General features: G+C 48.8%; 14 protein-coding genes and 2 tRNA genes. 7 read left to right on the top strand and 9 right to left on the bottom strand.

The genetic code is table 11. From position 1 onward, the window contains the following. The first annotated feature begins 290 nt into the window (after positions 1-290). Entirely contained in the window at positions 291-389 is a 99-nt protein-coding gene (locus RDO88_RS09315) for a smalltalk protein (protein ID WP_204971957.1), read from the top strand. A gap of 167 nt (positions 390-556) precedes the next feature. Here the strand turns inward: RDO88_RS09315 and RDO88_RS09320 are convergent, their stop codons facing one another. Together RDO88_RS09320 and RDO88_RS09325 are read right to left on the bottom strand one after the other, a co-directional pair. After that, complete coding sequence (locus tag RDO88_RS09320; RefSeq protein ID WP_307759106.1) at positions 557-1162, bottom strand: retron system putative HNH endonuclease; 606 nt, start codon at positions 1160-1162, stop codon at positions 557-559. Further along, positions 1162-2436 carry an AAA family ATPase gene (locus RDO88_RS09325; protein WP_307759107.1) on the bottom strand — a complete coding sequence of 425 codons (1275 nt, stop codon included), beginning with the start codon at positions 2434-2436 and terminating at the stop codon, positions 1162-1164. Before RDO88_RS09325 ends, RDO88_RS09320 begins: the two co-directional genes overlap by 1 nt. A 636-nt stretch (positions 2437-3072) precedes the next feature. On the opposite strand from RDO88_RS09325, the gene RDO88_RS09330 reads away from it, so the two are divergent. Further along, positions 3073-3726: a DUF4468 domain-containing protein gene (locus RDO88_RS09330; protein WP_307759108.1), complete on the top strand. Its 654-nt coding sequence runs from the start codon at positions 3073-3075 to the stop codon at positions 3724-3726. Between the two features lie 18 nt (positions 3727-3744). After that, the gene (locus tag RDO88_RS09335) at positions 3745-4545 is read left to right on the top strand and encodes a hypothetical protein (RefSeq protein WP_307759109.1); all 801 of its coding nucleotides are present in this window, start codon (positions 3745-3747) and stop codon (positions 4543-4545) included. A gap of 265 nt (positions 4546-4810) precedes the next feature. Here the strand turns inward: RDO88_RS09335 and RDO88_RS09340 are convergent. The 7 genes from RDO88_RS09340 to prmC form a co-directional block, all read right to left on the bottom strand. Further along, positions 4811-4895: transfer RNA gene (locus RDO88_RS09340), tRNA-Leu, on the bottom strand. A gap of 6 nt (positions 4896-4901) precedes the next feature. Beyond that, a tRNA-Gly gene (locus RDO88_RS09345) sits at positions 4902-4977 on the bottom strand. A gap of 93 nt (positions 4978-5070) precedes the next feature. Then, positions 5071-6411, bottom strand: a complete 1341-nt coding sequence (gene argH, locus RDO88_RS09350; RefSeq protein WP_307759110.1) for an argininosuccinate lyase — start codon at positions 6409-6411, stop codon at positions 5071-5073. A gap of 25 nt (positions 6412-6436) precedes the next feature. Next, a complete protein-coding gene (locus RDO88_RS09355; protein ID WP_307759111.1) occupies positions 6437-6847 on the bottom strand; it encodes an SRPBCC family protein in 411 nt (136 codons plus the stop codon). Between the two features lie 96 nt (positions 6848-6943). Further along, a complete protein-coding gene (pyrE, locus tag RDO88_RS09360) occupies positions 6944-7582 on the bottom strand; it encodes an orotate phosphoribosyltransferase (protein WP_307759112.1) in 639 nt (212 codons plus the stop codon). A gap of 89 nt (positions 7583-7671) precedes the next feature. Beyond that, positions 7672-8148 (bottom strand): RecX family transcriptional regulator, encoded by a 477-nt coding sequence (locus tag RDO88_RS09365; protein ID WP_307759113.1) that lies wholly within the window; start codon positions 8146-8148, stop codon positions 7672-7674. After that, a complete protein-coding gene (prmC, locus tag RDO88_RS09370) occupies positions 8145-8987 on the bottom strand; it encodes a peptide chain release factor N(5)-glutamine methyltransferase (protein WP_307759114.1) in 843 nt (280 codons plus the stop codon). Before prmC ends, RDO88_RS09365 begins: the two co-directional genes overlap by 4 nt. 77 nt (positions 8988-9064) lie before the next feature. On the opposite strand from prmC, the gene ribD reads away from it, so the two are divergent. From ribD to bamA, 4 genes are all read left to right on the top strand, one after another. Next, a complete protein-coding gene (gene ribD, locus RDO88_RS09375) occupies positions 9065-10057 on the top strand; it encodes a bifunctional diaminohydroxyphosphoribosylaminopyrimidine deaminase/5-amino-6-(5-phosphoribosylamino)uracil reductase RibD (protein WP_307759115.1) in 993 nt (330 codons plus the stop codon). A gap of 160 nt (positions 10058-10217) precedes the next feature. Next, positions 10218-11531 carry a DUF6242 domain-containing protein gene (locus RDO88_RS09380; RefSeq protein ID WP_307759116.1) on the top strand — a complete coding sequence of 438 codons (1314 nt, stop codon included), beginning with the start codon at positions 10218-10220 and terminating at the stop codon, positions 11529-11531. A gap of 21 nt (positions 11532-11552) precedes the next feature. Beyond that, positions 11553-12287 (top strand): isoprenyl transferase, encoded by a 735-nt coding sequence (locus tag RDO88_RS09385; protein WP_307759117.1) that lies wholly within the window; start codon positions 11553-11555, stop codon positions 12285-12287. A gap of 45 nt (positions 12288-12332) precedes the next feature. Then, complete coding sequence (gene bamA / locus RDO88_RS09390) at positions 12333-14957, top strand: outer membrane protein assembly factor BamA (protein ID WP_307759118.1); 2625 nt, start codon at positions 12333-12335, stop codon at positions 14955-14957. Positions 14958-14963 lie beyond the last annotated feature (6 nt).

The following is a 14963-nucleotide window of genomic DNA, read 5'->3' on the forward strand; positions in this document are numbered from 1 at the left end:
GCAACACCGAGCTGCGCAAGTGCACCCGCGTCACCGAGCTGGCCGTCTACACCGCCGGCGGCACGCTGACGGACGACGGCACCGAGCCTGAACCCGGCGGCGGTGACGACGGACAGGACGAGAGCCCGCTGTAACACAGCGGTGAGCGGTGAACGGTGGATATTTAGCGGTGAGCGGTGAACGGTTAGCGGTTAGTATACTCACCACTAACCACTAATCACTGACCACTAATCAACGCCACCTACCGCTCACCACTAACCACTAACCGTTAACCACTAACCCCTAAAAACATGGACAAGAAAACTATTTGGAAAACCATCATCCAGACGCTGGTCACCATCCTGACCGCCATTGGAACTACGCTGGGCATCACCAGCTGCATGATGTAGCCCTGCCGCTGCATGCGACGACACAAGCACTGAATAAAACACCCGCTGCCTCGGAGAAGAATGAGGGGCGGGTGATTTGTTATATAATTCAATAAATATTACTTTACGGTGGTTGAACTGACCCTTATTTCATTGACTCAAAATTTTAGGCCGTGTTAAATTCACGATTATCCGATATTATGATTCTTATATAAATAATCTATCATTGTATAAAATTCTCCCAAGCATGTTTGGGTGTCATCTAAATGATGAATAATATCATCTTCGGTTGACATCTCATCAGTAAAAAAATCTATCAATACCTTTCTTTGGCTGACTAATGTCCTTGAATTCAGATTGTAGATTGTTATTGCTTCATCCCCCCTTGCATCTGCACCGTGAATAACTCCATCCATCGTATACCAAAAATGACTGGCACAATCAGTCTCCAAAGGCGACAAGAGCGTAGCAGTAAAAATATTCCCTTTTTTGTGCCCGCATTGAGGCTCAATTCCATCCGACAGATACTTTATACAAGAAGCATGCAGATTATTATAATCCAGTTCCAGACTTTTATACAAAGGATTACCCTTAGGCTTGAAATGCTCTATGTGACTATCTGCATTGGTTATGCGACGTTCACAATAACAACACAAATGCTTCTGCTCTGCAATCAAAGAATTTTTCAAATCTTGCTTGGTAACGTCCTTCAAATCTTTATACCCAAGCCTGGGATTATCACGTTTCCATTTAGTAAAAGAAAAGGGTTCGGAAATTTTTATTATATACTTCATCAGAGTGAACGGGATTTAATTTCTATGAACTTACGAATTTTCACCAAATCAGGAAAATCAGGCGAAAGAGCTTCCAAATCGCCACATAACTTTTTAGCTTTCTCCAACTCACCGTCATGAATGGCCTTATACAAGTCAGGCAACAATTCTTTTTCTATCGCATAAGGCAATTCATTAGAAATCATCATAATATCCTTTAAAATAACAGAAACCGGTAGCGCATAACCACTTGAACTACGTAAGACCTCTACTTTCCCATCTGCCGAAGACAATATTCTGAGCTGTTTGCTTTGAACATTGGTAATAACTAAAGGTGAATGGGTCGTAACTATAAACTGTATATTCGGAAAAGTTTCACACAACTTTGCGGCTATCTCTGTTTGCCATTGCGGATGCAAATGTAAATCCAATTCATCAATCAAGACAATGCCTTCCCCTTGTAGAGGATCATCCATTGTAGGATTGGCTAATGTCAGTCTTCGGCATAAATCACCGACTAAAGCCATATAAATCTTTTCTCCATCGGACAACTGGTTCACATTAAGAGAAAACCCATTCTTTTCAATCCGCATCTGTAACGGATTTCTTGTCACACGAATTCCATCAAATGCCGGCATAAAAATTCGTATAGCTCTCCGCACAGTTTCAAGCGCCCTATCTGGATGAAAACGATTCTGATTGCCCCTATTGAACAGACTATATGATTCCCTCAATTTCTCATTTTCAATATCCTCTTGATTTCTATACCATTCAAAGAAATTCCTAAAGTTGGCATCTCCTCTAAGTGAATTTTCATAAGTCTCAAACAAATCAAAGATATGAGACTTCTTGATTCGCAAAGGAATATCTACTACAGCACGACGCACTCCATATTTTACAAGAACAGGCAAAGATGTCCGTTTCTGGGTCTGTTCTATATTTCCCCTTAAGATTTCGCAATACTGGTTCAGATCTCTTAAATCTGTTGCATACTCTTTTGTAAAACCTTTCTGTGCTTTGCTGGGTATAGATAAAGAAGAAATATTATCAAAATTTGCGTCTATATGCCCACCGTTACTACCATTATAAATTTCATCATCTGCTATATACGAACCTTGACCTTTAATATTGCGCACTCTCGCTATTATCCAGCTTAAGGTAATAGAAATTGCATCCAAAATAGTTGATTTCCCAGAGCCATTAGCTCCAACTATGACAGTCAGATTTCTATCAAAATCCAAATGGACGTCTTGGCATCCTCTAAAATTCAAGATTCTTATTTCATTTAATCTCATATCTCATTATTTATATTCCAAGTTTGGATAATTGTGCAGAATGCAAATTTAGAAAACTTTTTCAGAAGCTTTGCAATAATCCCCCTATTTTATTGAAAACGCATCATACACTATGCACCGCGACAAATGACAAATATAATTAGTGAAATACCTATAAAACAATACACAAATGATCCTGCTATATATTTGATAATTTTGCACATACAAGTTACCTCGTCAACTTTACCAGGCAGCATTAGATGCAGTTTCACTTGAAATATTCACTACCATCTGATAAATTAATGAAAAAGAGGAAGGGAAACGAAAATGCTCATTTTATCTATCCCAATGTGTTATTTACGCACAATTATATATTTAATTATAAGAACTTTATTATAGATATATAATTAATTTATACCTTTGTAGCGATTTAGCAGCAATGCTATTTCAAGACATACTATTGAACTTTAGCGTTTGCTATTGTTTTGGGCTGATAAAATCGCCAATTTAATCAATGCCCCAATTAACAATAAGTAAATGCTCACGATATGCGTGGGCGTACTTTGTTATGGGGCAAGGTGTTTGGCGATACCTATCAGCGTAGCATAGTATTTGCTCACGCTTAATTTTTATATTATCACATAAAATTATACCAATATGAAACAATTATTAATTTTGCTATTTTTTTATTCCTTGGTTAATTTTCAGGAATCGTTAGCACAAACATTATCCTCATCAAAATTCTCTTACGAAGGGAACACTGCTGATTTTATACAAAAATTGGAAAAATATGTAGCCTTAGATACTAATCTAAGGATAGAGTACATAAATACAGAGAAGAATGAAATAATAATAAGTGGTATTTATGAACCCTCAAATAATGGATTAAATGCAACTATATTTGATATATTAAAACCATACATTAGTTATCACATTGAAATTACATGTAAAGGAAACGAGTGTTCATATAACTTCAAAAATATAATGTACTATTTTAAATCATCTTATGGAGATGTTTCTTCTTTACCTGCAAAATTCTTAGACGAAGTTGAAATAGAATTAAATGAGATAATAAATAATAAATCACAATTCATCATTGACAAATCATTTGAATATTCTATGGAGTCTACAGAAGAAAGGATGAATAGTTTTAAAAGAGTAGCAGATGATAAGAATCAGAAAAAAAGTATTAGAAAAAAGAACCTAAAATTGTACAATGAATATGTGATAAAAAATAAAGTTTATAAGAAAATCAAATCTGATATAGGAATAATGTTTTCCAAAACGTATTTTCAATTAACAAAGTTATAAAAACAAACCAAAACATTTATGATTGACACAAGTTTGAAATTCATAATAATTATAATGATACAATTCTTATTTGTTGGAAATTGTATTGCGCAAAATGTAGAATTAGTAGATTTATTGAAAACCATTAATTGGAATAGTCAAAACACAGATTTATATCGTTCAATACAGAAAAACATTGAAAAATGTAAATATACAGAATGGAAAGAAGAAAATACATCAGGAGAGTATAAATTTAAAGATGTGTTTATTGGAAGCATCCAACTATCATCTGCACCCATTAGAATAAATAACTCTACTAAAAAAATTCATAGGATAAACTTTATAATAAACTCAAAAGGGGGAAATGATGATATAGAAAATAAAATCTCAAAATACATATCAACAAATTGGGAAAATGAAATTAGAAATACTATTAATGATGAAAAAACTATTATCCATTTAATTAAACAAGTAATAACACAAGACTATATACTCAAATACTCCTGCATTTCTACACCAAATGATACTGACTATATTCTAAGTATAGAACCGTTGTCATATTATGAAGTCGAATCAAATAAAATTCAAGTACACCAAAATACCAACAATATAACTCCACCAATAGTTGAATCTTTCTCAATAACACAAGATAATGATATTATCATAAAAGAAAAAGAATCGGACTATCGAATGTATTATAAAAAGAAGTTACATCCTACCCAAAATGGAAATATTATATTTTTCGAAGGAGGAATGGTTTGTTATCGTCCTAAACACTTTGACATAGTTTATGGGCTAAATTCTTTTATAGCATCTTATCCTATTAAACAAAAAAAATAAATATTTTGCTTTTACATCCAACCTTTTTAGGCAATTTCTTCCCCAAAGGGGTATAGGGTACGCTCCACCCCCTAATAGTTGAAAATTGCAGCATATATAAAAGCAAATACAGCATATCAGCATAGAGAAACCATCTTCACTGCAAGGTGGCTTTTTTATTGCCACATAAACAGCCCATAACAACTTTGTTTATGCTATGTTTATGTATATAAAGAAAACTCCTTGCAAGTCGTTATCTTACAAGGAGTTACACAATACATATCTGTACTCGAAGCGGGACTTGAACCCGCACAGCCGCAATGGCCAAGGGATTTTAAGTCCCTCGTGTCTACCGATTCCACCATTCGAGCATCCTTTGGAGCGGAAAACGAGACTCGAACTCGCGACCCCAACCTTGGCAAGGTTGTGCTCTACCAACTGAGCTATTTCCGCAAACTGTGTCCGAAAAAGGACGGGTGCAAAGATAAGCAGTTTCGACATTACAGCCAAACTTTTCCGACATATTTTTTCAGTCAGACCGTCACCTCACCGTCCCAGCAAAGCTTTTTCGGCCTGATCCATCGTGGAGAAGTTGAAGCCCTCGACGACCTGATCCATCAACTGGGCGATGCGGTCGTTGCACAGGTTGCCGATGCTGCCCTCGTGGGTGTGGTGCACCTGCTTGTGAGGCGTAAAACGTCCGGCTTCGATGTCGAGCCCCACCTTCTTGTAGGCGTCGCGGAAGGGCATGCCCTCGCGCGCCAGGCGGTTGACTTCCTCCACGCTGAAGATGAGCGAGTAGCGGTCGTCGTCGAGGATGTGGTCGTTCACCTTGATTTCGTTCATGATGTAGGTGGTCATCTGCAGGCAGTCCTTCAGTTCCTGGAAGGCAGGCAGGAAGACTTCCTTGATGATTTGCAGGTCGCGGAAGTAGCCGGAAGGCAGATTGTTGGCAATCATCATAATCTGCTGGGGCAACGACTGGAGCTTGTTGCACTTGGCACGGGTCAGCTCGAAGACGTCGGGGTTCTTCTTGTGGGGCATGATGCTGGAGCCGGTGGTGCACTCGTCGGGCAGCTTGACGAAGCCGAAATTCTGGCTGTTGAACAGGCAGGCGTCGAAAGCCAGCTTGGAGAGGGTACCGGCGATGGTGGCCAGGGCGAAGGCTACGTTGCGCTCCATCTTGCCGCGGCCCATCTGGGCGTAGACGACGTTGTAGTTCATCGAGTCGAAGCCCAGCAGGCGGGTGGTCATCGTACGGTCGAGGGGGAAGGACGAACCATAGCCGGCGGCCGAACCGAGGGGGTTGCGGTTGCACATGCGGAAGGCGGCCTGCAGGAACATCATGTCGTCCACGAGGCTCTCGGCATAGGCGCCGAACCACAGGCCGAAGGACGAGGGCATGGCTATCTGCAAGTGGGTATAGCCGGGCATGAGGACGTCCTTGTAACGGTCGCTCTGACGGATGAGCACGCCGAAGAGCTGCTCGACGGCCAGGGCGATGTCCTTGATCTGCTCGCGGGTGAAGAGCTTGAGGTCGAGCAGCACCTGGTCGTTGCGCGAACGGCCGCTATGTATCTTCTTGCCCACGTCGCCCAGCTTGCGGGTAAGCATGAGCTCTACCTGCGAATGGACATCCTCGACACCGTCTTCGATGACGAACTCGCCCCGCTCGGCCAGGGCATAGATCTGCTTCAGCTCGGCCAGGAGCTGCTCCAGCTCGGCCTTCTCGAGCAACCCGATGCTCTGGAGCATGGTGATGTGGGCCATGGAGCCCAGCACGTCGTGCTTGGCCAGGTAGAGGTCCATTTCGCGGTCGCGCCCCACGGTGAAGCGCTCGATATCCTTGTTTACTTGTACTGATTTTTCCCAAAGTTTCTGTGCCATGTCTCTTTTCCTCCTCACAAAACGGTTAATATTGTATCAGGGCCAGCATGTCGGCCATCTTTTCCAGTCCCTCCTGCAAGGGCTTCTGCACCATGGCTTTCATGAAGGGGTTGAGCTCCATGCCGATGGTGAGCTTCATCTTGCACTCGGCCTCGCCCGTGGACACAATCTGTATCCACAGGTTGAAGGGCAGCGGCGAGGTGGTGGTGCCGAACTTGATGCACTTCTCGGGCTCGCGTTCGACAATCTCCAGCGTAATGGTTCCCACGGGGGGCACTTCGACACTAAGGGTGTCTGCCGTGAACGACAGGTTCTTCACCTTGTCTTCGGGCAGGCGGTCCTTGACTTTCTCCAGATTGCTCAAATCGGACAATTTGCCGTAAACGGCGCTTTGGGAGGCGGGAATCACCTTTACCCCACTCTCAAACTTCGTCATAAATCCTTCGGTTTTAAGAAAGGCAAAAAAAGAACTATCCGGACACAGGCGTTGTCCGAACAGTTCTTTTCTCACCGTATGTTACAAATCAGTTTTTCAGTTCTTGGCATCCCAGTGTGCAGGATCTTTTCTCCATTCGTCCAACGTCGCTATATCTCCTTCTTCGATGTAGCCGGTACGCAGGGCCACGTCGAGCACGGCTTCGTAGTTGGTCAGCGTCACCAGCGTCACCTTGGCATCCTTGAAGGCTTGTTCGGCCACGGGGAAACCATAGGTATAGGAAGCGACCATGCCGATCACTTCGCATCCGTCGCGGCGGATGGCTTCCACGGCTTTCAGGCTGCTTCCGCCCGTCGAAACGAGGTCTTCCACCACCACTACCTTCATGCCGGGACGAAGTTCACCCTCGATGAGGTTCTCCAGTCCGTGGTCTTTCGGTTTGGAGCGTACATAGACAAACGGCAGGTTCAGCGCGTCGGCCACCAATGCGCCCTGGGGAATGGCTCCCGTGGCTACGCCGGCAATGGCATCCACCTGACCGAAACGCTCCAGAATCAGTCGCGTGATTTCAATCTTTACAAAATTGCGGAAAGAAGGATAAGAAAGCGTCTTCCGATTATCACAATAGAAAGGGGACTTCCACCCGGACGCCCATGTGAAGGGATTGGCCGGTTGAATCTTTACTGCTTTAATTTTCAATAACTTCTCTGCGAACAACTTTTCCAAATTTCTCATAGCGGATTATCATTTATAACCAAATATGGTACAAAAGTACGGAAACAGAATGAAACTAGAAAAGGAAAACTGGATATTTTTTTCACTCCCTAGTCATTTTCTCCGGAGAGGTCGATACAGCGCCCTATGTCGTCCATCGAAAAGCCACGCCCCAAGGCAAAACGGACGAGCTTGGCACGGGCCTCGTAATCGTTGCGCGCACGGATGGTTTTCCGCTTCGAAGCGAGCAGCGCACGCAGGGTCGAGAGGTACTCGCCGTCGTCTACCCCATCGTCGAGCAGGGGGCCGTAGACCGACTGGGGAATGCGCTTGAGGCGAAGGGCCTGCCCGATCTTCATCTTCCCCCACTTGGCAAAAAGGGACTTGTCGCGGATGAAGGCGCGGCAGAAGCGTTCTTCGTCGACAAAGCGTTCTTCTTCCAGGCGGGACACGATGCGGGAGGCCGCCTGGGCCGACAATCCCCAACGGAGGACTTTCTCTTCGACTTCGGACCGGCAATGCTCGGCCGACGAGCACCAGGCCGACAGGCGGGCCAGGGCTTCCTGTTCACTGATTTCTGCTTTCATGATTTTTCTGCGATAACGAAACGGGGGTTCTGAGACAGGTCTTTCTCCACACGGATGCGGGTGTAGCCCAGCTCCTGCAACATAGCCTCCATCTGGCGGCCATAGGCGCGGTTGATTTCAAAATAAAGCCGTCCGCCGCCGGCCAGCATCTGCTGCCCCAGCCAAGCGATGCGGCGGTAGAAGCGCAGGGGATCGTCGTCGGGGACGAAAAGGGCCAGCGAGGGTTCCCACTGGAGGACATTGGCTTCCATATCGCCCCGTTCGGACTCGGTGACGTAGGGCGGGTTGCTGACAATGACGTCGTAGCGGTCGGCGGCATCGGGCAGGCAGGTCAGGACATCGCATTGCACAAAGCGGACATCGGCCTTCAGAAGGGCGGCATTGGCGCGGGCCACTTCGAGCGCACGGGCCGAAACGTCCCATGCCGTCACGCGCGAGCCGGGCAACGAGCAGGCCAGGGAAATGGCTATGCATCCGCTACCCGTGCCCACATCGAGCACACGGGCGCCGGCCGGCACTTCGCGGAGCATGCGCTCCACCAGTTCTTCGGTCTCGGGACGCGGAATGAGCACGCCCGGCCCCACACGGAAGTCCCTGCCCAGAAAGTGCGCCCGGCCTTCGATGTACTGGAGGGGCTCAAATTTGCAGAGCCGCGTCAGAATGTCCTCCAGTTCCTGTTCTTTATTTGGAGATAAAGCTATATCTTTGCCCAGGTAATAGTCGGCCGACGACTGCCCCAGCAGGTCGCAACACACGATGCGCGACAGAGCGGCCGCCTCGCCTGCCTGGTAGCAGGCCGCCAGGCGGGCACGGATGGAAGCGATGGTCACTATGCTCATATAACGGTGGTATCAAAAGAAACAATATCGGGATAATGCCGTGCAAAATTAGGCATTATCCCCTAAAAAAGAAGAATATGGAAGACGAAAAATACATGCGGCGCTGCATCCAGCTGGCTCGCAACGGACTTTGCAACACGGCCCCCAATCCGATGGTTGGGGCGGTCATCGCACACAACGGACGCATCATCGGCGAGGGTTACCACGTGCGTTGCGGACAGGCGCACGCCGAAGTGAACGCCATCCGCTCCGTCAAGGACCCCACCCTGCTGAAGGAAGCTACCATCTACGTAAGTCTGGAGCCTTGCGCCCACTACGGCAAGACGCCTCCCTGCACCGACCTGATTGTGGAGAAAGGGATACCGCGCATCGTCATCGGATGCCAGGACCCCTTTGCCAAGGTGGCCGGACGCGGCATCCAGAAGTTGCGCGACGCCGGACGCGAAGTGGTGGTGGGGGTGCTGGAGGATGAATGCCGCCACCTCATCCGCCGCTTCATCACCTTCCACACCCGGCAGCGTCCCTACATCGTGCTGAAGTGGGCCGAATCGGCCGACGGCTTCATCGACCGGCAGAGGAGCGGGGGAAGCCCGACGGTGCTTTCCAGCCCGCTGACCGCCATGCTGGTACACAAGCTGAGGGCCGAGCATGCGGCCATCCTCGTGGGTACCGACACCGCCCGCCTCGACAACCCCACGCTGAACGTGCGCCACTGGTACGGGCCGGCTCCCGTCCGCGTCACCATCGACCGCCACCATCGCCTGCCGCAAGACCTGCACCTGCTGGACGGCACCATCCCCACGCTGGTCTACGGCGACGAGCTGCTCGAAGAGATGTTGCTCGACCTGTACAACCGCCAGTTGCAATCGCTTCTGGTAGAAGGAGGAAGCCGCCTGCACCAGTCGTTCATCGACGCAGGCCTGTGGGACGAAATCATCGTGGAAGAAGCTCCCCTGCGGCTGGGCGAAGGGGTTGCCGCTCCCGTCGTCGGGCCTCACACGCCCTACCGGCGGGAATGCCATTTCGGGCGCTTCTACCGGCATTACCTGTCGGCAGAACAAGCCTTCTGATACACCTGCAAATAGGCTCATTTTATCGACAAAAAGCGCCGTATTATCTATAATTTTATATAAAACTTACCTGCAAAGGCATTTTTGAATAAAATTGTTCCTATTTTTGCAGCTTGTAAATAAACAACATAAAAACAACATAGTAGCCAATTAGCAACAAATGAGACTGAAGTTTTTATCTTTCATTGCAAGTTTTCTCATCGTGTCAATCGCCGTCAGCTCGTGCCTGGACTCGGACACCAATTACGAATTCAGCACCGATGCAACCATACACGCATTTGCAATAGATACTATCTATGGTAAGGATTACAAATTCGAAATAGACCAGATACAACAGATCATCTACAACCGCGACTCCCTTCCGATGAGCGCGGACACCCTTATCGACAGCATCAAGATAACGACCCTGACTACAACGAGTGGCGTGGTCATGTCGGGTACGCCCGATACGTTGCTCAACATCGAGAACTATCAGAACCTGTTGCCGGCCATGAACGCTTCGCCGGGCATGACGCTTAAAGTGATGGCGTCCGACGGTATTGCCAAGCGTGAATATCATCTGGTTATCAACGTACACAAGGAAGACCCCGATTCGCTGGTATGGAAGAAGATGGGCAACATGCCTTCGTCCATCACCGGTACTCCCAAGGCCATAACGCTGGGCGACGGGCTGATTGTGTATGCCACCCCCGCCACTGGCTATAAGACATCGACCGCACCGGCCGACTACAACTGGCAGGCCGTCAGCTCCAACATGCCGGCAGATGCCGACCTGAGTTCGCTCCTCAACCATCAGGACACCCTGCTTGTATGCACAAGTGCCGGAAGCGTATGGGCATCGACCGACGGAGCCAACTGGAGCGAGCGTGAAGCGCTGGGTACCAACGTTACAAGCCTCTTGGCCAGCCTTCCTGCCAACGAGACAAGCGGTACGCTTGCTACAATCAGCGCCATCGTGAAGGATGCGACCGACGGGAAAATGTATTTCGCCACAACCGCCAGCACACAGACGGCCTGGACACGAGGTGAAGAAGTGCCGGAAGGATTCCCCACGTCCAACTATTCGGCCTGCGCCAACCTGACATCCAACGGCCTGAACAAGGCTTTCCTGGTGGGTAACGTAGGAGAGGAAAGCGACCAGACCGTACCCTGGTCATCAATGACAGGAGACGGATGGGTTGACCTCAGCACACCGACCGATGCCCATTGTCCGGCTCTGTCCAATCCTTATATCATGTACTACGGCGATGCGCTCTACATCTTCGGCGACAAGCTGGAAAGCTTCTACAAGTCGGCCACCGGAGGCATTGCCTGGGAAAAGCAGGAAAAGAAATTCCTGTTCCCTGCCGAATTTGCAACAAAGGGAACATCCTATACAGCCACGGTAGACAAGAACAACTTCATCTGGATTGTATGGGGAGGCAGCACGAACGAAGTTTGGCGCGGATGCCTCAACAAACTGAAGAAGTACTAACATCGCCTTTATATATAAAAGATGACCTATAAAGAACAAATCGACCTTGACAGAATACCCCGACACGTGGCCATCATCATGGACGGCAACGGGCGTTGGGCCAAGCAACACGGCAAAGAACGTTGCTTCGGCCATCAGGCTGGTGCCGAAACGGTACATGTCATAGCCGAAGAAGCAGCCAGACTGGGCATCAAGTTCCTGACGCTCTATACCTTCTCCACGGAGAACTGGAACCGCCCCGAAGCAGAGATAAGCGCCTTGATGAACCTGCTCTTCGACTCCATCGAGGAAGAAACTTTCATGAAGAACAACATCAGTTTCCGCGTAATAGGCGACATCCGCAAGTTGCCCGCCAACGTACAGACCCGCCTGAACGACTGCATCGAACATACGGCCGCCAATACGGGCATGTGCCTGGTACTGGCCCTCAGCTATTCATCGCGGTGGGAACTGACCGAAGCGACCCGACAAATAGCCGAAAAGGTGAAGGCCGGCCTGCTATCGCCCGAACAGATTGACGACCGGACCATCGACGAGCACCTGGCCACCCACTTCATGCCCGACCCCGACCTGCTGATACGCACGGGAGGAGAAATCAGGCTGAGCAACTACCTCTTGTGGCAAAGTGCCTACTCGGAACTTTACTTCTGCGACACCTATTGGCCCGACTTCAGGGAAGAGGAACTCTGCCGCGCCATCTGCGACTATCAGAAACGCGAACGCCGCTTCGGCAAGACCAGCGAACAAATCAGTTGAACCACACATAAAATAAAAATATAGTAATCTGTAAAAGTGAATATAATGCATCAACGTATCTTCTCCATATTTGCAGCACTTCTCCTTATCACCGGTTGTCTGCCGGCCGTTGCGCAGGAAAACAATACGGAAAAGCCCGTCGTACTCTATACGGGTACACCCAAAAAGTATGAAATCGCAGACATCCGCGTCGAAGGTGCCGAGAACTACGAAGACTATGTCATCATCAACCTGTCGGGCCTCTCCAAAGGCCAGGTCATCTCCATCCCCGGCGAAGAAATCACGCAGGCCTGCAAGCGCTACTGGCGTCACGGACTCTTCTCTGACGTCTCCATCACCTGGGACAAGGTGGAAGGCGACAAGGCATGGCTCACCATCCACGTGGTCATGCGCCCGCGTGTATCGGAAATCCGCTACCATGGTGTCAAGAAGTCCGAACGCGAAGACTTGGAAGCCCGAATCGGCATGATCAAGGGTAACCAGATTACCCCCAATCAGATAGACCGTGCCAAAACTATGATACAGCGCTACTTCGACGACAAGGGTTTCAAGAACGCCGAAGTCTTCATCAATCAGAAAGACGACAAGAACAATGAGAATCAGGTGATTGTCGACATCGAGATAGACAAGAAAGAAAAGGTGAAGGTTCATCAGATTACCATCGAAGGCAACAAAGCCATCACGGCCAAGAAGCTGAAACGCGTGATGAAGAAAACCAACGAGAAAGGAAAACTCATCAATCTCTTCCGCACGAAGAAATTCGTGGAAGAGAACTACGAAGCCGACAAGCAGCTCATCATCGACAAGTATAACGAGCTGGGTTACCGCGACGCCATCATCGTGGCCGATAGTGTGACTCCCTACGACGAGAAGACGGTCAACGTCTACATGCAGATTGAAGAAGGACAGAAGTACTACCTGCGCAACGTGACCTGGGTGGGCAACACGCTTTATCCTTCCGAGCAATTGAACTACCTGCTCCGCATGAAGAAGGGCGACGTCTACAACCAGAAGTTGCTCGAGGAACGTACGTCGACCGACGACGACGCCATCGGAAACCTGTACTACAACAACGGTTACCTCTTCTATAGCCTCGACCCCGTGGAAGTGAACATCGTGGGCGACTCCATCGACCTCGAAATGCGTATCTTCGAAGGCCGCCAGGCTACCATCAACAAGATTACCATCAGCGGTAACGACCGTGTGTATGAGAACGTGGTACGCCGCGAACTCCGCACCCGTCCGGGCGACCTCTTCAGCCGTGAAGAGCTGATGCGTTCGCTCCGTGAAATCCAGCAGATGGGACACTTCGACCCCGAGCAGCTCCAGCCCGACATCAAGCCGCGTCCCGAAGACGGCACGGTGGACATCGGCTATCCGCTCGTATCCAAAGCCAACGACCAGGTGGAATTCTCTGCCGGTTGGGGACAGACGGGTGTCATCGGTAAGCTGAGTCTGAAGTTCACCAACTTCTCGCTGGCCAACCTCCTGCATCCGGGTGAGAACTACCGCGGTATCCTGCCTCAGGGCGACGGACAGACATTGACCATCAGCGGACAGACCAACGCCAAGTACTACCAGTCGTACAGCGTTTCCTTCTACGATCCGTGGTTCGGCGGAAAGCGCCCGAATGCCTTCTCCGTATCGGCCTTCTACTCCCGCCAGACGGACATCAGCAGCCAGTACTACAACGATGCCTACTACAATAGCTACTACAACAGCCTCTATAGCGGCATGTACGGCTACGGCCTCTACAACTATGGCAACTACACCAACTACGAAAACTACTACGACCCCGACAAGTCGGTACAGATGTATGGTGTGGCCATGATGTTCGGTAAGCGTCTGAAGTGGCCCGACGACTACTTCCAGTTCACCGCCGAGCTCTCTTACCAGCGCTATGTGCTGAAGGAGTGGCAATACTTCCCCGTGACCAACGGTAAATGTAACGACCTGAGCTTGAACCTGACCCTGTCTCGTAGCTCCATCGACAACCCCATCTACCCGCGTAGCGGTTCAGAATTCTCGCTCTCTGTTCAGTTCACCCCGCCCTATTCGTTGTTCGACGGTGTAGACTACAGCAAGTATAACCTGAACAACCAGGACGACATCAACAAGATGCACAAGTGGGTGGAATACCACAAGTGGAAATTCAAATCGAAAATATACATCCCGTTGATGGACCCCATCAGCGTGAAGCGTACCCCCGTCCTCATGGGACGTGCCGAATTTGGTATCCTGGGCCACTACAACAAGTACAAGAAGTCGCCGTTCGGCACCTTCGAAGTGGGTGGTGACGGTATGACAGGCTACTCGTACTATGCAACCGAGACCATCGCCCTGCGTGGTTACGAAAACGGCTCACTGGCTTCCTACGGCAACGAAGGCTATGCCTACACACGCCTCGGCCTTGAGTTGCGTTACCCGCTGATGCTCGAGACAAGTACCAGCATCTACGCCCTGACCTTCGTCGAGGCCGGTAACGCATGGCAGGAAGTGAGCGACTTCAACCCCTTCGAGCTGAAGCGTTCGGCCGGTGTCGGTGTCCGCATCTTCCTCCCGATGGTAGGTATGATGGGTATCGACTGGGCATACGGTTTCGACAAGGTACGCGGTTCGAGCTCCTACGGCGGAAGCCAGTTCCACTTCATCCTGGGACAAGAATTCTAAACCATG

This window comes from uncultured Mediterranea sp. (genome assembly GCF_902493215.1).
In the GTDB taxonomy this organism is placed as follows: Bacteria; Bacteroidota; Bacteroidia; order Bacteroidales; family Bacteroidaceae; genus Bacteroides.